General features: G+C 64.0%; 18 protein-coding genes. 15 read left to right on the plus strand and 3 right to left on the minus strand.

The features are described from left to right. Position 1: 1 nt before the first annotated feature. From maiA to ACLIRY_RS14155, 6 genes are all read left to right on the plus strand, one after another. On the plus strand, positions 2-646 hold the full coding sequence (gene maiA, locus ACLIRY_RS14130; protein WP_413206047.1) for a maleylacetoacetate isomerase: 645 nt from the start codon (positions 2-4) through the stop codon (positions 644-646). Between the two features lie 162 nt (positions 647-808). Further along, the gene (locus ACLIRY_RS14135; RefSeq protein WP_413206048.1) at positions 809-1795 is read left to right on the plus strand and encodes a TRAP transporter substrate-binding protein; all 987 of its coding nucleotides are present in this window, start codon (positions 809-811) and stop codon (positions 1793-1795) included. Between the two features lie 103 nt (positions 1796-1898). Beyond that, entirely contained in the window at positions 1899-2408 is a 510-nt protein-coding gene (locus tag ACLIRY_RS14140) for a TRAP transporter small permease (RefSeq protein WP_413206049.1), read from the plus strand. After that, a complete protein-coding gene (locus ACLIRY_RS14145) occupies positions 2409-3671 on the plus strand; it encodes a TRAP transporter large permease (protein WP_413206050.1) in 1263 nt (420 codons plus the stop codon). It begins immediately after the preceding gene. A gap of 41 nt (positions 3672-3712) precedes the next feature. Next, a complete protein-coding gene (locus ACLIRY_RS14150; protein WP_413206051.1) occupies positions 3713-4756 on the plus strand; it encodes a cupin domain-containing protein in 1044 nt (347 codons plus the stop codon). Between the two features lie 75 nt (positions 4757-4831). Further along, on the plus strand, positions 4832-5530 hold the full coding sequence (locus tag ACLIRY_RS14155; protein WP_413206052.1) for a fumarylacetoacetate hydrolase family protein: 699 nt from the start codon (positions 4832-4834) through the stop codon (positions 5528-5530). 281 nt (positions 5531-5811) lie between these two features. Here ACLIRY_RS14155 and ACLIRY_RS14160 read toward each other — a convergent pair whose 3' ends face one another. Further along, positions 5812-6333 carry a MarR family winged helix-turn-helix transcriptional regulator gene (locus ACLIRY_RS14160; RefSeq protein WP_413206053.1) on the minus strand — a complete coding sequence of 174 codons (522 nt, stop codon included), beginning with the start codon at positions 6331-6333 and terminating at the stop codon, positions 5812-5814. A 184-nt stretch (positions 6334-6517) separates the two neighbouring features. On the opposite strand from ACLIRY_RS14160, the gene ACLIRY_RS14165 reads away from it, so the two are divergent. From ACLIRY_RS14165 to ACLIRY_RS14200, 8 genes are all read left to right on the plus strand, one after another. Continuing rightward, positions 6518-7315, plus strand: a complete 798-nt coding sequence (locus ACLIRY_RS14165) for a crotonase/enoyl-CoA hydratase family protein (RefSeq protein ID WP_413206054.1) — start codon at positions 6518-6520, stop codon at positions 7313-7315. Between the two features lie 235 nt (positions 7316-7550). Continuing rightward, positions 7551-9407, plus strand: coding sequence for a feruloyl-CoA synthase (locus tag ACLIRY_RS14170; protein WP_413206055.1), 1857 nt, complete (start codon positions 7551-7553; stop codon positions 9405-9407). Positions 9408-9432: 25 nt separating this feature from the next. Then, positions 9433-10191: an SDR family NAD(P)-dependent oxidoreductase gene (locus ACLIRY_RS14175; protein WP_413206056.1), complete on the plus strand. Its 759-nt coding sequence runs from the start codon at positions 9433-9435 to the stop codon at positions 10189-10191. A gap of 125 nt (positions 10192-10316) precedes the next feature. Next, positions 10317-11510, plus strand: coding sequence for an ABC transporter substrate-binding protein (locus tag ACLIRY_RS14180; RefSeq protein WP_413206057.1), 1194 nt, complete (start codon positions 10317-10319; stop codon positions 11508-11510). A gap of 91 nt (positions 11511-11601) precedes the next feature. Further along, positions 11602-12642, plus strand: a complete 1041-nt coding sequence (locus tag ACLIRY_RS14185; RefSeq protein ID WP_413206058.1) for a branched-chain amino acid ABC transporter permease — start codon at positions 11602-11604, stop codon at positions 12640-12642. Between the two features lie 3 nt (positions 12643-12645). Further along, positions 12646-14469, plus strand: a complete 1824-nt coding sequence (locus ACLIRY_RS14190) for an ABC transporter permease subunit (RefSeq protein WP_413206059.1) — start codon at positions 12646-12648, stop codon at positions 14467-14469. Next, positions 14466-15254 (plus strand): ABC transporter ATP-binding protein, encoded by a 789-nt coding sequence (locus tag ACLIRY_RS14195; RefSeq protein WP_413206060.1) that lies wholly within the window; start codon positions 14466-14468, stop codon positions 15252-15254. Before ACLIRY_RS14190 ends, ACLIRY_RS14195 begins: the two co-directional genes overlap by 4 nt. Continuing rightward, the gene (locus ACLIRY_RS14200) at positions 15251-17002 is read left to right on the plus strand and encodes an acyl-CoA dehydrogenase (RefSeq protein WP_413206061.1); all 1752 of its coding nucleotides are present in this window, start codon (positions 15251-15253) and stop codon (positions 17000-17002) included. Before ACLIRY_RS14195 ends, ACLIRY_RS14200 begins: the two co-directional genes overlap by 4 nt. Positions 17003-17265: 263 nt before the next feature. Here the strand turns inward: ACLIRY_RS14200 and ACLIRY_RS14205 are convergent, their stop codons facing one another. Next, on the minus strand, positions 17266-18270 hold the full coding sequence (locus ACLIRY_RS14205; RefSeq protein ID WP_413206062.1) for a cation diffusion facilitator family transporter: 1005 nt from the start codon (positions 18268-18270) through the stop codon (positions 17266-17268). Between the two features lie 26 nt (positions 18271-18296). Beyond that, entirely contained in the window at positions 18297-18902 is a 606-nt protein-coding gene (gene pdxH / locus ACLIRY_RS14210) for a pyridoxamine 5'-phosphate oxidase (protein ID WP_413206063.1), read from the minus strand. A 213-nt stretch (positions 18903-19115) separates the two neighbouring features. Here pdxH and ACLIRY_RS14215 point away from each other — a divergent pair, with 213 nt between their 5' ends. Next, positions 19116-20081, plus strand: a complete 966-nt coding sequence (locus ACLIRY_RS14215; protein ID WP_413206064.1) for a DnaJ C-terminal domain-containing protein — start codon at positions 19116-19118, stop codon at positions 20079-20081. Positions 20082-20085 lie beyond the last annotated feature (4 nt).

Here is a 20085-nt window from a genome sequence, read left to right on the forward strand (position 1 = left end):
CATGGCGCGGCTGTATAGCTTTTTCCGCAGCGGAACCTCCCATCGACTGCGGATCGCGCTGAACTTGAAGGGTCTCCCCACGGAGATCCTTCCGGTTAACCTGCGCAAGGGTGAGCACAAGGCCGAGACCTACTTGGCCCTCAATCCCCAGGGCTTGGTTCCCGCTTACGAAAGCGACGACAACGGGACGCTCACCCAATCCCCGGCAATCATCGAATACCTGGAAGAGCGCTATCCGGAGCCTCCCCTGTTGCCCCAGAGCTTGGGAGATCGGGCAAGGGTACGGGCCATGGCTGCGGCCATTGGCTGCGACATCCACCCCATCAACAATATGCGGATCCTGGGAGCCCTGCGCCAACAGTTCGGTGCGGATGAAAAGGCCATCACGGTCTGGACCAACACCTGGATCCACGCCGGTTTCAAGGCCCTGGAAACAATGCTGCCCGAGGGTGTGGGCCAGGGAGCCTTTGCCTGCGGAGACCGGCCGGGTTTGGTGGAATGCTACCTGATCCCGCAGGTCTACAGTGCCCGCCGGTTCGAGGTGGACCTGTCGGCCTATCCGAAAATCACGGCGCTCGACGCAACCTGCGCCGAAAGGGAAGCCTTTCAGGCGGCCCATCCGGACGCCCAACCCGACGCCGTCTGACCATCTTTCCCCCCGACCGGATCCACCAATCCGGCCGGGGTGCGTCCGTTTTGAGTGTGGGCTGAGACAGAAGACAAACGACACGAGGGCGAATGCCCCGATTTCTACGAGGGCCAAAGGCTCCGTATCCGTAACCCCATGGGAGGTATGAAACCGATGTCCGTGACACAGAAGATCGCCCTGGCCACCACTGCTTTGATGGCAACGGCCACCCTTTCCGCCCCGTCCTGGGCCGAGGAACTGAAACTGGGCGTGATCACTCCGCCACCCCACGTTTGGACCAAGGCCGCCAACCACTTCGGCGAGTTGCTCAAGGAAAAGAGCGGCGGCGACCTGACCGTTGTGGTCTTCCCCGGTGGCCAGTTGGGGGCCGAACCGGAGATGTTCCAGCAGATGCAGGCGGGCATCCTCGACATGGGCCTGATGACCGGCGCCCTGACCTCCCTGCGTGAGCCCTCCATCCAGGGCTGGTTCACCCCCTTCCTGATGGGATCCGTCGAAGAGGCCGCCATGGCCGCCAAGACCCCCGCCGCCCAAGAGATGCTGTCCAACCTGGATAAGCTCGGTCTCAAGGGCCTGGGCTATTCCTTCGCGGGCATGCGCCATATCCTGACCACCAAGGGCACCGTCTCCGGCCTTGACGACCTGAAGGGCCAGAAGATCCGCATCGTGCCTTTCCCCGCCATGAAGGTCTGGTGGGAAGCCACCGGCGCCGTCCCCACCCCGGTCCAGTTGCCCGACATCTATCAGGCCTTGCAGAGCGGTCTGCTCGACGGCGTGGACATCGACCTGGACGCCCTGGTCGGCCTGAAGTTCCAGGAGGTCGCCAAGGGCCTGACCCTGACCAACCACATGGTCTTCCCTGCGGTGGCCATGATGGGTAAGGCCAAATGGGACGCATTGGGTCCCGAAAAGCAGGCCATGGTGACCGAAGCCATGGACGAAACCCTGGCATGGGCCACGGAAATGCAGATCGAGGCGGAGAAGACCAACCTGGAAACCCTGAAAGCCGCCATCGATGTCACCAAACTGGAAAACGCCGAAACGGTTTTTGCCGAGGCTAACGCCGCCTTCGCCGAGGCCTTTGGCTCTGACCCGCTGATCAAGGCTTTCCAAGAGCAGGTCAAGGCCGCCAAGGCCGCGCAATAACCCGGCCCGGGGTTAAGGGTGGGCCGTCGGCGTCCTGACGCAGGCGCCCCACCCCAACTAACTGATCGACATCCATTCCCTTTTTTTGTCGGGAGACCGTCCCATGGCGATTGCCCTCGCCCGTGGCGTTGCCCAAACCCTTGGTGCCCTCAGCGCCCGTCTGGCCTGGCTGGAGCGGTTGATCTGCCGGGCGTTGATTGTCGTGTTCACCGCCCTGCTCGCCGTCAATGTGACCCTGCGGTACGGCTTTTCCAGCCCCCTCTATTTCGCCGAGGAGATGGCCGTCTACATCCTGATCTGGATGGCCTTCCTGGCCATTTCCGTATCCCTGCACGAAAACACCCAGATCCGCCTGACCATCCTGGTGGACATGTTGGACAGCCGGTCGCGCATACTGACCCTGGCGGCCATGGACCTGTTGGTGGCGGTCATGCTGGCCGTGATTCTGGTCCATGCCATCGGCTGGATCACCTCTCCGGCAGTCGATTACGAACTGGCCATCACCCTTGGCATCTCAAAGGTGCCGTTCTTCGCCATCATTCCCATTTTCTGTGCCACGGGGCTGTTCCACACCCTCGCCCGTCTGGCCGTCCGCGCCGGAGGAGAGGACTAAATGCTCACCGTAGCCGCTTTCCTCCTCCTCCTGCTGCTGGGGATGCCCATCGCCTTCGTGTTGATCGCCGCGACGCTGGTCTTCGCGGCGACCTCCGGGGCTTGGCGATTGCTCGACAGCCTGCCCCAGGTGCTGTTCAGTTCGTTGGAGATCTTCGACCTTCTGGCCATTCCCCTGTTCATCCTGCTCGGTGAGTTGATGAACGAGGGCGGCATCACCCGCCGGATCGTCGATGCCGCCCGGGCCTGGCTGCGCTGGGTCCCCAATAGCTTGGCCCATGTGTCGCTGCTGGCCAATCTGATGCTCTCCTCCATCATGGGATCGGCCACGGCCCAGATCGCCATTATGAGCCGGGTCATGGTTCCGGCCATGGAGAAGGACGGATACGACAAATCCTTCGCCGCCAGCCTGACCGCCGCTGCGGGCCTATTGGGGCCGATCATTCCTCCCTCCATGGTCTTCATCATCTACGGCGTGGTCGGTCAGGTCTCCATTGGCTCCATGTTCATGGGGGGCATCCTGCCGGGTCTGTTACTCTTCTCCCTGCTCGCTGGCGCCACGGCCATCGGCGCCCGACGCTACCGCAAGGATGTCCAATCCAAGGAGGTCCTGCCGAGCCTCTGGACCGCCACCGGCGAGGCCCTGCTGACCCTCTCCATCCCTGGGGCCATCGTCGGCGGCATTTCCTTCGGCATCGTCACACCCACGGAATCCGCCGCCGTGGCCATCCTGTTGACCCTGGTTATCGGCGGGGTGATCCACCGGGAGCTGAAGTGGTCCATGGCGGGCACCATTCTGGGACGCACGGCGGGGACGACAGCAACGGTCCTCCTGCTGATCGCCGCAGCCAAGGTCTTTGGCTGGGTGCTGACCTTCAATCAGGTGCCCCAGGCAGCGGCGGGCTTCCTTCAGGCCCTGACCGACGACCCCACGGTTTTCATGCTGCTGGTCTTCGTCTTCCTGATGGCCGTCGGCATGATCCTGGACGGCATCGCCGCCCTGATCATCCTGGTGCCCATTCTGCTGCCCATCGCCCAGACCACCTACGGCATCGACCCGGTGCACTTCGGTATCATGACCTGCCTGACCCTGACCCTGGGCCTGCTGACGCCGCCCGTGGGGGCAGGCCTGTATATCTCCTCGGCCCTGACGGGCATCGGCATCGGTCCCTTGAGCCGCCGGGTGCTGCCCTTCATCGGCCTGACCGCCTTCGTCATCCTGTTGCTGATCGTCGTGCCCGAGCTGACGACGGCGTTCCGTTAAATCCTGAAAAGCCAACAAAGAACCATTTGGGAGACCGTCCAATGAGCCACCAACTTGGCACCCTCGAGGAACTGCCCCTCGATTACCGGAACACGCTAACGGACCTGAATCTGGTCCCGCTCTGGCCCGCCCTGCGGAGCTTCCTGCCTTATGGCAAGCCGACACGGGCCTGCGAGCCCATGCTCTGGCGCTACGAGGATGTGCGCCCCCTGCTGATGCAGGCTGGCGACCTGACACCGATTGAGAAGGCCGAGCGCCGGGTGCTGATCCTGGCCAACCCCAGCCTGGATCCCGCAACGGCCCGGGCGACGCCAACCATCTATCTGGGTCTCCAGCTCATCAACCCGGGCGAAACCGCGCCCAACCACCGCCATTCCCCCAGTGCCATTCGCTTTGTGGTCGAGGGCGAGGGCGGCTTCACCATGGTGGAAGGGGAACGTTTGCCCATGGAAAAGGGCGACCTGATCCTCACCCCCTCGGGCCTGTGGCACGAACATGGGCATACGGGCTCCGGCCCGGTGGTCTGGCTGGATGCGCTCGACCTGCCGCTGGTCTATTCGGTGGAGGCCTCCTATTGCATCGAGGGCGAGGGCCAGGTCCGGAACAACCGGGCGGACAGCTCCCAAGCCACCTACCGCCGCTCCGGTCTGCAACCCTATGCCGCCCTGGATCGGCCCGTCGACAACTACCCCCTGCGCCGCTACCCCTGGCGCGAGGTCAAGGCCGCGCTGATGGACATGGCCGCCCATGCCGGCCCCAACGATGTCCTGCATCTGGCCTATGTGAACCCGGAAACGGGCCGTGAATGCCTGCCCATCCTCGGCTTCTCCGCCCTGGCCCTGCGCCAGGGCGAGACCTATACCCCGAAGCGACGCTCCGCCTCCCAGGTCCTGCATGTGATCGAGGGCGAGGGAGATGCGGTCATCGACGGGGTTGAGATGCGCTGGGGCGAGTCCTCGACCATGGCCGTGCCCACCCATGCCGAGATCCAGGTCCGCAACAATTCTTCGACCAAAATGGCCTTCCTCTTCGTCGTCGACGACGCACCCATGCAGCGCAAGCTCGGCTTCTACGAAGAGTTTTAATCGAACCCATGCGAGGGCGCGGGGGTCCGCCCCCCGCCTATTCCCACCTCCCGTCCTGTCCAGGAGATCCAGACCGTGTCCACCTACCTGTTCCCCCCCCCCGACGTCGTGACCGTCGCCATCGAGGGCTCCAGCGCCCTCTTCCCTGTGAACCGCATTTTCTGCGTGGGCCGCAATTACGCCGCCCATGCCGCAGAAATGGGCGTGAAGGTCGACAAGGAAGAACCCTTCTATTTCACCAAGGCGGCCTCAGCCATCGTCCCTTCGGGCTCGACCGTTCCCTATCCGCCGGAGACCGAGAATTACCATTATGAGATGGAACTGGTCGCCGCCATCGGCCAGCCGATCCACCGGGCGCCCCTGGAGACCGCGCTCGACAGCGTCTACGGCTACGCCTGCGGCCTGGACATGACGCGGCGCGACCTGCAACTGCGCGCCCGTGAGAAGCAACGCCCCTGGGACCTGGGCAAGGATTTCGAGCAATCCGCCGTGATCTCCCCCATCGTGCCTGTCGTCGACGGCAAGCACCCCACCACTGGCGAGATCGCCCTGGAGGTCAACGGCGAGTCCAAGCAGAAGGCCGACCTGTCGGAACTGATCAACTCCACGCAAGAGCTCATCGTCCACCTGTCCCGCTTCTATCACCTGGTGCCCGGCGATCTGATCTACACCGGCACGCCCGCAGGTGTGGGTCCCGTGAAGCCCGGCGATGTGATCACCGGCCATGTGGACGCCGTCGGGACAATCACCTTCACCATCGGCGAACCCGCCTGACCGAGACCTTTCCAGTCCTTGGGACAAACCCGCTTTTGCTTAAAAAATGCCTCTCTCGGCGGGCGTGTTCCCCCTTGGCCCGGACGACGTCCCTGTCGTCCGGGTTCCTTTATGAGGGACAGGAATACGGGAGGACATATTTCCGAAACCTGTGCTTCGCAGTTTCTGGGCTCTGCCCAGACCCGCAAAGGGTCGCGGACCCTTTGATCCCAAAGGGGGGGGGGCTTGCGCTATCGCCCAAAAAAGACGAGACACTGTCACGTACCGTGTCTAATACCCCCTCACTCCCCCCTGTCTCGGGGAATGAAATTCCGGTTCAGCAAGGTCAGTAATCGCAGAAGCTCATCCCTGTTCGAGGTGCCCAGGGCGTCCGCCAGCTTGGCCTCGTGGGCCTCCACGGCCGCCCGGGCCTCCGCCAGAAAGGAGCCCCCCTTGCTGGTCAAACAGAGGGAATGGGAGCGGCGATCCTCCAACGACCGTTCCCGCACCATCAAGCCCCGGCTTTCCAGGGCATCGACCATCTTGACCAGATTGGTCCTCTGCACCCCCAGAAGGTCGGCCAGCTCTGCCTGACGCAGACCGGGACGGGTGGACAGGATCATCAGCATGGAAAACTGCGTGGGCCTCAGGTCAAAGGGCTCAAGGGCGGCAATCACATCCTGGAAAATCAACAACTGCGCCCGGCGCAACATGTAGCCCAAATACCCCCTCAGGCTACTGGTGCCCAGTTCCGCCCCATCCTCCGCCAGAGAGAAACCGCCCTCCCCGCCTTCGCTTTCCTCTTCGATCATCTTCCTGGCCATCGTGTTTTCCTTCCGTTTCCCAGGACATACCGCCCCCCTCCCCCGGGAGCAAGACCTCAAGGGGTCAAGCCACTCCAGGCGCCTCCGTTTTTGGTGCAATGCAGCATCTTTTCCCGCTTGACCACTCCCCGAATATAGTTATACACAATCACTATTATAAAACATGTGAAAAAGGGGAGGGATCATGGCTACCAGTGAAGCGGTGCTCCAGACGGATCCACCGGTCGTCCAATTGACGGTTCAGGACGGGATCGGCATCGTCACCTTGAACCGCCCGGCGAAACGCAACGCCATCAACGATGACCTGATCCAGTCCCTGAATCACGTCTTCGTCACCCTGTCCCAGGACATCAAGGCGGTGGTCATCCGGGGCAATGGGGACTGCTTCTGTGCGGGCCTGGATCTGTCCGAGCTCACCGACCAGAGCATCACCGGCGGCATCCGCCATTCCCGCCTGTGGCACAAGACCTTCGACGCCATCCAATTCGGTGACGTTCCGGTGATCTCCGTGCTCCATGGTGCGGTGGTCGGCGGGGGCCTGGAACTGGCCTCGGCCACCCATATCCGCGTCGCCGAGGACAACGCCTTTTTCGCCTTGCCCGAGGGCCAGCGCGGCATTTTCGTCGGCGGCGGCGGATCGGTGCGCCTGCCCCGACTGATCGGCCTGCAACGGGTCACCGACATGATGCTGACCGGTCGGGTCCTGGATGCACCGGAAGCCGAGCGCATCGGCCTCGCCCAATATGTGACCGAAACGGGCAAGGGCTTCGATCTGGCCATGGAACTGGCGGCAAAGGTCGCCAAGAACGCTCCGTTGACCAATTTCGCCGTCATCCACGCCCTGCCCCGCACAGCGGAGGCGGCCCCGGAACAGGCCTTCATGCTTGAGGCCCTGATGTCTTCCATCGCCCAAGGCGACGATCTGGCCAAGGAACGGCTGCGTCTGTTCCTCGACAAAAAGGCCGCGAAGGTTCGCGGCTAAAGTAAAGAGTGATAATACTCCGGAAAGCGCCTTCTAAGGGTTCTTCCGGTGGGCATGGGTCCCGCCCCACCAAACGAGGGCACGGACCAAAAAAAGCGATAACGCTCCTTAGGGAGACGTTTCGCGGATGGAACACGGAATCGCCAGAATGATCCCCGGAACAGGGGACGCTGGTGGCAGAGGTCAACGGCTCGCGCGTCCGATCACTGTGGACCGCGCGACAAGGGAGGTTCGGATGTCCGAAGCGCTCAGGTCCGCTATTTTTGGCCCCCGAGAGGTGACCCGCGAGGTCCGCCCCGACGGGTCCATGATCATCAAATCCACCGATCCCCTGGGGGCCTACCCCAAGGTGATGACCGAATGTCTGGTCAAGGGTGCGGCCGACTTTCCGGACCGTGTTCTCTACGGCCAGCGCAGCCAGGACGGCGCCTGGCGCACCCTGTCCTACAAGGAGGGCCTCGCCCTGGTCGAGCGCCTCGGTCAGGCTTTTCTGGATCGGGGTCTATCCAAGGACCGCCCGGTTTTGATCCTGTCAGCCAACGGCATCGACCACGCCCTGCTTCATCTGGCAGGTCTTCATGTGGGTGTCCCGACAGCGGCCATTTCAACGGCTTATTCCCTGATTTCCGAGGACTTCGGCAAGCTGCGCCATGTCTTCGACATCCTCACGCCCGGCATGATCTTTGCCGAGGATGGGACGGCTTACGAACGCGCCTTCGCAGCCCTGCACTTGGATGGCGTCGAATGCGTTGTCTCCCGCAACCCCGTCTCCGACCGGGGGGCTACACTCTTCACCGACCTCTGCGCGACCCCGGTCACCGACGCCGTCGCCCGGGCCCATGCGGCGATTGACCCCGATGACGTGGCCAAGTTCCTGTTCACCTCCGGCTCCACCGGGGTGCCCAAGGGGGTGATCAACACCCACCGTATGATGTGCTGCAACCAACAAATGCTCCATCAGATGCTCGGCCTGATGGGCGAGGTTCCGCCGGTCATGCTCGACTGGCTGCCCTGGAGCCACACCTTTGGCGGCAACCATAACATCGGCATCGCGCTCTATAACGGCGGCTCCTTCTACATTGATGAAGGCAAGCCCGTGGGCAAGGGCATCCTGGCGACCATCGCCAACCTGCGGGACATCAACCCGACCCTCTATTTCAACGTCCCGAAGGGCTATGAAGAGCTGTTGCCCCACCTGAAAGCCGACGCAGCCCTGCGCGAAGGCTTCTTCAAGGATCTGCGCGTCCTGTTCTACGCCGGTGCGGGCATGGCCCGGCACATCTGGGACGCCTACGACACCATGGCCGAAGAGGTCATCGGCCAACGTATTTTCATGTGCACCAGCCTGGGCTCCACGGAAACCGCACCCTTTGCCTTCGGCACGCCCTGGGACCCCGATGGCCCCGGTGAAATCGGCATCCCCGGCGCCGGTGTCGAAGTCAAGATGGTGCCTTCGGACGAAAAGCTGGAACTGCGGTTGCGCGGGCCCAACATCACCCCGGGATACTGGCGCCAGCCCCACCAGACCGAGGGAGCCTTCGACGAGGACGGCTTCTACAAGATGGGCGATGCCCTGAAATTCGCCGACCCGGAGGATCCCTCCCGAGGCTTCCTGTTCGACGGTCGCATTGCCGAGGATTTCAAGCTGGCCACGGGCACCTGGGTTTCCGTCGGCCCGCTGCGCGCCAAAATCATCGGCCATTTCGCTCCCTTCGTCCGGGACGCGGTGATCACCGGCCATGACAGGGACGACGTCGGCATGTTGCTGCTGCCCGATATGGAGCAATGCCGGAACCTCTGCGTGGGGCTCCCGGACGATGCGTCGGATGTGGAGGTCCTGCGCCACCATTCGGTGCTGGAGGAACTCCATGGCCTGCTGCGCTCCTTCGCCAACCACGCCACGGGAAGCGCCAACAAAGTGGTCCGCGCCGCCTGGCTGGAGGTCCCGCCAGACCTGGACGCGGGCGAAATCACCGACAAGGGTTCCCTGAACCAACGCGCCATCCTGCGCCTACGGGCCGATTTGGTCGAGCAGCTCTATGCGGACACCCCGCCCAACCACGTGGTCAGCCTGACCTGGGAAATGGCCTGATCCTGACGTTTGAGGAGACACATCCATGCAGATCGACGGACTGGCCGCCGTGGTCACCGGAGGCGCCTCCGGCCTGGGCGCCGCCACCGCCCGGATGCTCGCCGGGGCCGGGGCCAAGGTCACCATTTTAGACCGCAACGGCGAAGAGGCCGCCAAGGTCGCCGCGCCCCTCGGCGGTTTGGGCCTGGGCTGCGATGTCACCGATGGGGAGGGTGTCGCCGCCGCCCTGGAGCAGGCCCGAAGCGCCCATGGGGTGGAACGGATCCTGGTCCAATGCGCGGGCATCGGCACGGCCAAACGCATCGTTGGCAAGCAGGGACCCATGGATCTGGCGGACTTCGAAAAGGTCATCAAGGTGAACCTGATCGGCTCCTTCAACGTCCTGCGGCTCTCGGCGGCGGCCATGACCGCCACCCCCCCGTTGGAGAACGGCGAACGCGGCGTGATCATCATGACCGCCTCCGTCGCCGCCTATGACGGCCAATTGGGGCAAGCGGCCTATGCCGCCTCCAAGGGAGGCATCGTCTCACTGACCCTACCCGCCGCCCGGGAATTTGCCCCCCGGGGAGTGCGGGTCGCGACCATCGCGCCGGGCCTGTTCGCAACCCCGCTTCTGGAGGAATTGCCCGACGAGGTCCGCGGCCAAATCATCAAGGACATCCCCCTGGGCCGCCTCGGTACACCAGAGGAATATGCCGAATTGGTCCGCGCCTGTGTGGTCAATTCCTACCTGTCCGGCGAAGTCATCCGCCTGGACGGCGTCCTGCGCTTGCCACCGCGTTAAAAAGAATTCCCCCCACCACCGCCACCGGCCCAAAGGTCACCCGGGTCGGTTCAATCGGGGACAAAAGAGGTGACCAACCGGCCCGACAAAAAACAAATCCGGGCCATTCGATGGGAGAGTTTCGCATGTCCAAGTTCCGTTTCGCCGCCAAAGGCCCTACCGGCTCCAAAGGACGTATTGCCAAAGGGATCCGCACCCTGCTGTTGACGGCCCTGGCGACCACAGCCTTGTCCGGTGCGGCCTGGGCCGATCTCAACGTGGGCGTCATCGTCAGCGCCACTGGCAGCACGGCGGCGCTGGGCATCCCCATGCAGAACGCCCTGATGTTCATGCCCAAGGAAATCAACGGCGAGAAGGTCAACCTGTTCTTCGGTGACGACACCTCCGATCCGGCGACAGCCACCAATCTGGCCCGGCGCATGATCACCCAGGACAAGGTAGATGTGCTCATCGGTTCGGGCATGACCGGTGCCGCCATCGCCATTGCCGGTGTGGCCAACGAGAACGGCGTGCCCCAGATCGCCATGTCCCCCATCATCCTGCCCGAAGGCACCGACGCCTGGACCTTCCGCATGCCCCAGCCGGTGGGGCTGATGGCCAAGGCCCTGATCGACAACATGGCCGCAAAAGGCGTCAAGCGCCTGGGGTACATCGGCTTCTCCGACGCCTGGGGGGACTTCTGGGTCAAGGAATTCGACAAATATGGCCCGTCGGCCGGGATCGAGATGGTCGCCCAGGAACGCTATGGCCGCGCCGACACCTCCGTCACCGGTCAGGTTCTGAAACTGGTGGCCTCCCGGCCTGACGCGGTTCTCGTCGGCGCTTCGGGCACCGCCTCGGCCCTGCCGCAGATCGAACTGCGCAAACGGGGGTATACCGGCCCCATCTACCAGACCCATGGGTCCGTCAGCGCCGACTTCATCCGCATCGGCGGTAAGGATGTCGAAGGGGCTATTTTGTCCTCCGGCCCCGTGAACGTGGCCGAACAGCTCCCCGACACCGCCGAGGTGAAGGCCCCTGGCATGGACTTCATCACCCGGTACGAAGCGAAATACGGGGAGGGTAACCGCAACCAGTTCGCAGCGCATATGTATGACGCCATCACGGTCCTGGAACAGACCGTCCCCAAGGCCATGGAAACCGCCAAGCCCGGCACACCGGAGTTCAAGGCGGCCTTCAAGGACGCGCTGGAGCACGGGGATCCCATCGTCGCTTCCCAGGGCGTGTATCGGTTCACACCCACCGACCACTTCGGCCTGGACGAGCGGGGCCGCGTGCTGATCACGGTCAAGGACGGCGCCTGGAAGCTGATCCAATAGTCCCCGTCCACCGATGAAGCCTGACCCGGCAAACTTCCATCCGTGAAGGCCGCCGGGTCCGGTCCGCCCGTGCCCGAACCGGAGACCGCCCGTGGATTCCACCATCGCCTTGTTCCTGGCCCAGGACGGCATCACCAATGGCGCCATATATGCGCTTTTGGGCCTCTCACTGGTCCTTGTCTTCACCGTTACCCGAGTGATCTTCATCCCCCAGGGAGAATTCGTCGCCTATGGCGCGTTGACCCTGGTGGGCCTGGAAACCGGTGTGGTTCCTGGCACCGCCTATTTGACCCTCGTTCTGGGAATTGCCGCCTTCTGCGTCGATCTGGTGCGGACTCCAGACAGTCGCCAGCCCCGGGTCCTGATCACCCGCGCCGTTTCCGACCTGGGCCTCCCCCTGGCGCTTTTGGGTGTTTCCGGAGTGGTCGCGCCTGCGAACATGGGTCCCTGGGTCAATGTGCCGCTCGCCGTGGCCCTGGTCGCCCCCATGGGTGCCTATATCTACCGGCTGGCTTTCCGACCCCTGGCCCAAGCCACCGTTCTGACTCTGTTGATCGCTGCGGTCGGTGTGCATCTGGTGATGCTGGGTCTGGGATTGGTCTTTTTCGGGGCGGAAGGGTACCGCGCCACCCCCTTTACCGATGTCAATCTGTCCCTGGGCGTCATGGATTTGGGCGGGCAGAGCCTTTGGGTCCTGGGGGTCACCGCCGTTCTGATCGTCGCCCTGTGGTACGCCTTCGGCCATACCCTGGCGGGCAAGGCCCTGCGGGCCACCTCCATCAACAGGCTGGGGGCCACTCTGGTGGGGATCCCCACGGCCCAATCCGGCCTGATCGCCTTCGTCCTCGCCGCCACCCTGGGCGCCATCTCGGGCGTATTGATCGCGCCCATCACGACGATCTTCTACGACAGCGGCTTCCTGATCGGTCTGAAGGGGTTCGTCGCGGCCATCATTGGCGGGCTGGTCAGTTATCCCATTTCCGCAGCGGCGGCGATCCTTGTGGGGTTGGTGGAGGCCTTCGCCTCCTTCGAGGCCAGCAGCTTCAAAGAAGTCATCGTCTTCACCATCATCATCCCGGTCCTGCTGTGGCAAAGCCTGCGCTCCGGCCATGTCGACGAAGAGGAGGAATAGGCCGTGATCAATCGGAAATGGATCCCGGCGGGCCTCGTCCTTCTGGCCGCCCTGCCGCCCCTTCTGCCCTTCTTGCCGGACTACTGGATCACCCTTCTGAACGCCATTGGCTTGGCCTCGTTGGTGGTTATCGGTCTGGTCCTGCTGACCGGCGTCGGGGGCATGACCTCCTTCGGTCAGGCCGCTTTCTGCGGCTTCGGGGCCTATACCACCGGACTATTGACCACCTCCATGGGCCTCTCCCCCTGGCTGACCCTGCCCATCGCCATCCTTTTGACCTGCGCGGCGGCTGTAGTCCTCGGCCTGCTGACCGTGCGCCTGTCAGGCCATTTCCTGCCCTTGGGAACGCTCGCCTGGGGAATCAGCCTCTATTACCTGTTCGGCAATCTGGAATTCCTGGGCCGCCACGACGGCATTCCCACGGTGCCACCGCTCTCCATCGGCAGTTGGGACTTCTATGACGATCGGACCGTCTATTATGTCATATGGGGCCTGACCATCCTGGCCGCCGTGGCCACCCTGAACCTGCTGGACTCCCGCGTCGGGCGGTCCCTGAGGGCCTTGAAGGGGGGCATCACTGCAGCGGAATCCTTCGGAGTGAACACCCGGCGGGCCAAACTGGTGACCTTCGTCTATGCCGCCTTCCTGGCCGCCGTGGCGGGCTGGGCCTTCGCCCATGTGCAACGGGCGGTGAACCCCACCCCCTTTGGCCTGGGCGCGGGCATCGATTACCTGTTGATGGCCGTCATCGGCGGCGTCGGCCATGTCTGGGGCGCTGTCCTGGGCGCGGGCGCGGTCATCCTGCTCAAGGACCAACTGCAAACCATCCTGCCCGCCCTGTTCGGCCATACGGGTAACTACGAAACCATCGTCTTCGGGGTCCTGCTGATCCTGCTGCTGCAATTCGCCCGCCAGGGGCTTTGGGGGCTGGCAACCCGGCTGCCCTGGGACAAATTGGCCTTCGTCGGAGGGACTCCCTCCGCCCGGCTTTCTTCCTCTCCCTCTGAGGACTCCCTGTGCTCCGCCGCGCCCCTGCCCGCCCTGACCAAGCGCCACACACCGAACCCGGATGCCCCCCTGTTGGAGGTTGATCATGTCCAAAAGACCTTCGGCGGGTTGATGGCCGTTCGGGATGTCGCCTTCACCCTGACCAAGGGCGAGATCGTCGCCCTGATCGGCCCCAACGGGGCGGGCAAAAGCACCACCTTCAACCTGATCACCGGCGTCCTGCCACCGACCGCCGGGGCCGTCCGCTTCCAAGGCCGGGATATCACCGGAGCCAATGCGTCGGAGATCGCAGCCATGGGCATGGCCCGCAGCTTCCAGCATGTGAAGCTGTTGCCCGGCATGACCGTGCTGGAGAACGTCATGCTCGGCGCCCATCTGCGCGGCAAGGCCGGGCTGGCCCGGGCCATCCTACGCCGGGACCGGGCCGAGGAACACTCCATCCGTGCCGAGGCCATGAAACAACTGGAACGCTGCGGCCTCGCCGATCTGGCCCAGCACCAGGCGGGCACGCTCGCCCTGGGTCAAAGCCGGGTGGTGGAGATCGCCCGCGCCCTCTGCCTGGATCCGGCCCTGCTGCTGCTCGACGAACCGGCTGCGGGTCTGCGCCATGGCGAGAAGCAGAAGCTTGCCGCCCTTCTGACCGGCCTCCGGGCCGAGGGTATGAGCATCCTGTTGGTGGAACACGACATGGACTTCGTCATGAATCAAGTGGACCGTCTGGTGGTCATGGACTTCGGCGCCAAGATCGCCGAAGGCACCCCCGAGATCATCCGCGACGACCCCCGGGTCCTGGAAGCCTATCTGGGAGGCATCGAATGAGCACCCCCTTGCTGTCGGCCCAAACCATCGCCGTCTCCTACGGCAAGATCGAGGCCGTCTTGGATGTCTCGCTGGAGATCCCCACGGGCCGGATCATCACTGTCATCGGCGCCAATGGGGCGGGCAAGTCCTCCCTGCTCGGCTCCCTGATGGGCATCCTGCCCCTGGCCGGAGGCTCCGCCACCTTCGAAGGCGCGCCCCTGGAGGGGGTCCCCGTGGAACAGCGGGTCGCCCGGGGCCTCTGTCTGGTACCGGAGAAGCGGGAGCTTTTCGTCACCATGAGCGTGGCCGAAAACCTGGAACTCGGTGGCTATCGCCGTCCCCGGAGGGAGGCCAAATCCTCCCTGGACATGGTCTACGACCTGTTCCCCCGCCTGCTGGAGCGGCGCGGGCAGGCCGCGGGCACCCTGTCGGGCGGCGAGCGGCAAATGCTGGCCATGGGGCGGGCGTTGATGGCCAAGCCCAAGCTGCTCATGCTCGACGAGCCCAGCCTGGGCCTTGCCCCGCGCATCGTCCAGGAGATCTTCGGGCTGATCGGTCGCCTGCGGGACACCGGGGTCTCCATTCTCCTGGTTGAACAGAACGCCCGGGGCGCCCTGCGCACCGCCGATTACGCCTATGTCATGGAGACCGGCCAAGTGACCCTGCAAGGCCCCGCCTCCGATCTGGCCCAAGACCCCCGCGTCATCGAAAGCTACCTGGGACTCAGCGGCGGAGAAGCATCCTCCTCCCCTCCCTCATCCTCCTCCCCCCATTCCTCTTCTATGGGAGCAACCAGCCCATGACCTACAAGGCTCCCCTGTCTGATATCCTGACCACCCTGGACAAGGCCCTGGGGTATTCTACCCTGCTTGACGGGACCGCCTTCGGCGGCCTGGAGTGGGACGCCGTTGAGGGCATCCTGGACGAAGCCGGAAAGTTCGCCGCCTCCGTCCTGGAGCCCCTCAACCGCAGCGGCGACCTGGAGGGCGTGACCCTGAAGGATGGCGTCGTCACCCTGCCCAAAGGCTTCAAGGAGGCCTATGCCCAATGGGCGGAACTGGGCTGGAACGGCGTGGCCGCCCCCGAAGCGTTCGGCGGCATGGGCTTTTCCACGGCCATCGCCCTGGCGACCTTCGAGATCTGGGATGGGGCCAACATGGCCTGGGGCACCGGCCCGACCCTGACGCTCGGGGCCATCGACCTGCTGCTCGACCATGCCAATGATGCCCTGAAGGACAAATACCTGCCCAAACTGGTGTCCGGCGCGTGGATGGCCACCATGCATCTGACCGAGGCCCAGGCCGGATCGGATGTGGGCGCACTCCGCACCCGGGCCGTTCCCCAGGACGACGGCACCTACCGCCTGTTTGGCGAGAAAATCTTCATCACCTTCGCCGAACACGACCTGACCGAGAACATCATCCATCTGGTCCTGGCCCGCCTGCCCGACGCCCCACCGGGGACCAAGGGGATCTCCCTGTTCCTCGTGCCCAAGGTCCTGGTCAACGACGACGGATCCCTCGGCGCGCGCAACGATGTCCATTGCGTCGGCGTCGAGCACAAGATGGGCATCCACGCCAGCCCCACCTGCACCATGCTCCATGGCCGGGAGGGCGGCGCGGTGGGCTGGCTGGTGGGCGAGGAAAACCGCGGCTTGGCTTGCATGTTCACCATGATGAACGCCGCCCGCCTGTGGACCGCCATCCAGGGGGTTGCCCTGGGCGAGGCCAGCTTCCAGAAAGCCCGGGACTATGCCTTGGAAAGGGTGCAGGGTCGGGATCCGGCAACGGGAAAACAGGGGACGACCATCATCCACCATCCGGACGTCCGCCGGAACCTGCTGACCATGAAGGCCCTGGTCCTGGCCTCCCGCGCCATCTGCCTGTCCTGTGCCGCGACCCTGGACGAGGCCACCCAGGCGGAGGGCGAGGAAAAGGCCGCCCTGATGGCCCGGGCTGGTCTGCTCACCCCCATCGCCAAGGCCTTCTCCACCGACGCCGGACTCCAGGCCACCTCCATCGGCGTGCAGATCCACGGCGGCATGGGCTTCGTCGAGGAAACCGGCGCGGCCCAGTTCCTGCGCGATGCCCGTATCCCGCCAATCTACGAGGGCACCAACGGCATTCAGGCGATTGATCTGGTCACCCGCAAGATCCCCCAGGCCGGGGGTGCCGTCGTCGCGAAGGTCATCGACGGATTTGCCAAGGACCTTGAGAACTTGGACGGCGATCTGCCTTCCTCCGTCCTTTCGGCGACCCGGGCTGCGGTGAACGACCTGCGCGCGGCAACGGATCTGATGTTGACGCTCGGCCAGGATGCCCCCGTCGACGCCCTGGGGGTCGCCACCCCCTATCTCCGGCTGTTCGGCCTGACCATGGGGGGGGTGCTCCTGGCCAAGGGAGCCGCAGGCACCACCGACCCGGGTTGGCGCGCCGTCACCCGCTTCCTGGCCGAGGATATGCTGCCGGAAACGGCGGCCCTACTCGCCGGGTTACGCGCCCAGGGAGCCGCCGTCGCCGCGACTCCGCCCGAGCTGTTCGAAACCCTGTAGGCAGGGAAACAGAGGTTGATGGCCTAAGAGACTTCGCCCGTCTCCCAAGCGTCCATCGACACGTCCCGGACCCTTTCAACCGGTCCGTTTGTGGGACGTGATATCAGGGTCCCGGAGCGCTCCCTGTGATCACACCAGGTGAACACAGGGGAGAGCGGTGCTGGTGGGCACCGGTCGTCTCCGGAACCTCCCTAGGGGCGAGGATCCTTGGCGCGTCGGCGGTGACTCCCCGACGCGCCCTTTTTTTCCGCAAGGAGACGGAATCAACGCGCCCCCTTTAGGTCCTTCTCGCTCTCCCCCGCCAGCAGCCCCGCCGTGTCCTGGTAGGCGAACTCCGGATGGTGGTCTTCCTTGATCCCAGCAGGATCCTGGTGGATCAGCACATCCGTGTTGGGGAAGGCCGTCCGCAGGCGCTTTTCCACGTCCAGGGCGATGGTATGCGCCGCAGAAAGGGACATCTCCCCATCCACCTCCAGGTGGAGCTGCATGAAGCTATGGGGACCGGATGACCGGGTGCGCAAATCATGCACGTCGTGGACCCCCGGGTTCTCCATGGCGATGGCCAGGATCCGGACGCGGTCTTCCTCGGGCAGTTCCTTGTCCATCAGCAGGTCGGCACTCTCCGTCCCGATGGTCCAGGCATTGACCATCAGATACCCCGCGATACCGATCGCAAAGAGGGGATCGACGATGGGGATATGCAGGACCATGTCGAGACCGATCGACAGGATCACCGAGAGATTGATCAACAAATCGCCCGAGTAATGCAGACTGTCCGCACCGATCGCCACGGACTGGGTCTTGCGGACCACATGGCGCTGGAACAGCACGAGCCCGATGGTCATGATAATGGAAAAGACCATCACCGCGATGCCCACGCCCCCTTGGGTGACCGGTTGGGGGCTGGCCAAACGACCGACCGCCGCGATCACCAGGAAGATACCGGACCCGGCGATAAAGGCCGATTGGCCCAAGCCCGCCAGGGGCTCGGCCTTGCCATGGCCGAAGCGGTGTTCCTCGTCCGCCGGCGTCAGGGCTTGACGCACGGCAAGCAGGGTGACAAGGGAGGCCCCCGCATCCAGCAGGCTATCGATCAGGGTCGACAACAGGGCTACCGAGTCGGTCACGGCCCAGGCCCCGACCTTGGCGATCACCAAAAGACTCGCCACAGTAACCGAAGCATAGGTCGCCCGGCGCATAAGCTGGCCTTTTTCTCCCCCGTCTTGCAGGGCAGCCGCCAAGGCTTCGGAGTCGCTCTCGCCATGCATGGGTCTGTCCATTCCTCTTCACCCGCTCAGGGATACAGCCGGGTCTGATCCCACCCTTCCGCCGTTTGACGATAAACCACCCGGTCATGCAAGCGGAAAGGCCGGTCGTGCCAAAACTCGATCACCTCGGGAACGATCCGGAAGCCGGACCAGTGGGGGGGGCGGGGCACCGTACCAACGGCATATTTGGCGGCGTATTTTGCCACCCGGGCTTCCAGTTCGAACCGCCCTTCCAGGGGCCGGGACTGCAGGGAAGCCCAGGCGCCGATACGGCTGTCACGGGCACGGGAGTTATAATAGGCATCCGCCTCCGCGTCACTCACCTGAATGGCATGGCCCTCAACCCGCACCTGACGACGCAGGGACTTCCAGTGGAAACACAGGGACACATGGGGGTTGGCGAGGACTTCCAAACCCTTCCGGCTTTCGAAATTGGTGTAGAAGACAAAACCGCCGCCCTCTCCCCTCTCATCGACAACGCCTTTCAACAGCACCATGCGAACACTGGGACGACCATCGGGGGTGCAGGTGGCCAGGGCCATGGCGTTGGGATCGTTGGGTTCATTGGCCTCGGCATCCACCATCCACTCCGCGAAGAGGGCATAGGGGTCGCGATTTTCAAGCGAACTCATGACAAATTGTTATCCTGACCTTAGATTATAGGGGTGGGTGGGCCATCATGGCCACCCTCGCCGGTGGGATACCATCGGATAAGCGTCGCCGGATCACAAGTCCGTCGACGGGGCATCGGTGTTGGTTCCCTGTCGACAACGGGACGCAGGACAGTACCTATTCGTCATAAGCCGCGCCACGGCGGGACGGGCGGTTCTATTGGGAATGGAAAAATGAGAGACCCCTACACGGTTCTGGGTGTGCAGCGCAGCGCGAGCCCGGAGGAAATCAAAAGCGCCTACCGCAAGTTGGCGCGGACCATGCATCCGGACGTAAACCGGAATGACCCCAAAGCCGAAGACAAGTTCAAGGAAATCTCCGGCGCCTATGACATTCTGGCCGACCCCAAAAAACGGGCGCGGTTCGACCGGGGTGAGATTGACGCCCAGGGCAACGAACGCGGATTCCGCCCGGGTCCGGGCGCGGGCGGCTTTCGGAGTCGCCGTGGGGCGGCCGGGGGTGGCGGCGCCGGCGCGGGCTTCGGAGGCTTTAACTTCGATTCCATGTTCGCCGACGACGACATCATTTCCGACATGTTCCGCCAAGCCAGCCGGGGTCCGGGCGGGCCAGGCGCCCAGGGTGCCCGCCCCCAGCGAGGTCAGGACGCCCAATACCGTTTGAAGGTCGCCTTCGAGGAGGCCGCACTGGGCTGCACCAAACGCATCACCCTCACCAACCGCAAAACCTTGGACGTGCGTATTCCCCCCGGTTGGGAGGACGGCAAGACTCTCCGCCTGAAGCACCAGGGCAGCGATAGCCCCAATGGCGGCCCCAAAGGTGACGCCCTGGTGGAAATTGGCGTGAAGGACCATGCATTCTTCAAACGCGACGGCCTCAACGTGACCCTGACCCTCCCCGTGTCCCTGAAGGAAGTGGTCCTGGGCGCCAAAGTTACCGTCCCGACCCTGGACGGCAAGGTGACTGTGACCGTGCCCGAGGGATCGAACACGGGCGCCACCCTTCGACTGCGAGGCAAGGGCATTCCGGGAGAAAACGACACCTGCGGCGACCTGTTGGTGAAACTCTCCATCACCCTGGATGACCCCCAAGATGCCAAACTCGTCTCGCTGGTCAAAAAGCTCAAGGACCCGGAGGTTGACCCTCGGGAAAAAGCCGGAATGCTGCCGCCAGCAGAATAGCCCC

It is taken from the genome of Rhodospirillum sp. A1_3_36 (genome assembly GCF_047263945.1).
GTDB lineage: Bacteria > Pseudomonadota > Alphaproteobacteria > Rhodospirillales > Rhodospirillaceae > Rhodospirillum.

Bases quoted from the DNA above. Each gene is read 5' to 3' on its own strand.
- ACLIRY_RS14195 (WP_413206060.1), top strand. From the start codon at position 14,466: ATGAGCACCCCCTTGCTGTCGGCCCAAACCATCGCCGTCTCCTACGGC.
- ACLIRY_RS14200 (WP_413206061.1), top strand. From the start codon at position 15,251: ATGACCTACAAGGCTCCCCTGTCTGATATCCTGACCACCCTGGACAAG.
- ACLIRY_RS14140 (WP_413206049.1), top strand. From the start codon at position 1,899: ATGGCGATTGCCCTCGCCCGTGGCGTTGCCCAAACCCTTGGTGCCCTC.
- maiA (WP_413206047.1), top strand. From the start codon at position 2: ATGGCGCGGCTGTATAGCTTTTTCCGCAGCGGAACCTCCCATCGACTG.
- ACLIRY_RS14180 (WP_413206057.1), top strand. From the start codon at position 10,317: ATGTCCAAGTTCCGTTTCGCCGCCAAAGGCCCTACCGGCTCCAAAGGA.
- ACLIRY_RS14145 (WP_413206050.1), top strand. From the start codon at position 2,409: ATGCTCACCGTAGCCGCTTTCCTCCTCCTCCTGCTGCTGGGGATGCCC.
- ACLIRY_RS14160 (WP_413206053.1), bottom strand. From the start codon at position 6,333: ATGGCCAGGAAGATGATCGAAGAGGAAAGCGAAGGCGGGGAGGGCGGT.
- ACLIRY_RS14165 (WP_413206054.1), top strand. From the start codon at position 6,518: ATGGCTACCAGTGAAGCGGTGCTCCAGACGGATCCACCGGTCGTCCAA.
- ACLIRY_RS14170 (WP_413206055.1), top strand. From the start codon at position 7,551: ATGTCCGAAGCGCTCAGGTCCGCTATTTTTGGCCCCCGAGAGGTGACC.
- ACLIRY_RS14215 (WP_413206064.1), top strand. From the start codon at position 19,116: ATGAGAGACCCCTACACGGTTCTGGGTGTGCAGCGCAGCGCGAGCCCG.
- ACLIRY_RS14205 (WP_413206062.1), bottom strand. From the start codon at position 18,270: ATGCATGGCGAGAGCGACTCCGAAGCCTTGGCGGCTGCCCTGCAAGAC.
- ACLIRY_RS14175 (WP_413206056.1), top strand. From the start codon at position 9,433: ATGCAGATCGACGGACTGGCCGCCGTGGTCACCGGAGGCGCCTCCGGC.
- pdxH (WP_413206063.1), bottom strand. From the start codon at position 18,902: ATGAGTTCGCTTGAAAATCGCGACCCCTATGCCCTCTTCGCGGAGTGG.
- ACLIRY_RS14150 (WP_413206051.1), top strand. From the start codon at position 3,713: ATGAGCCACCAACTTGGCACCCTCGAGGAACTGCCCCTCGATTACCGG.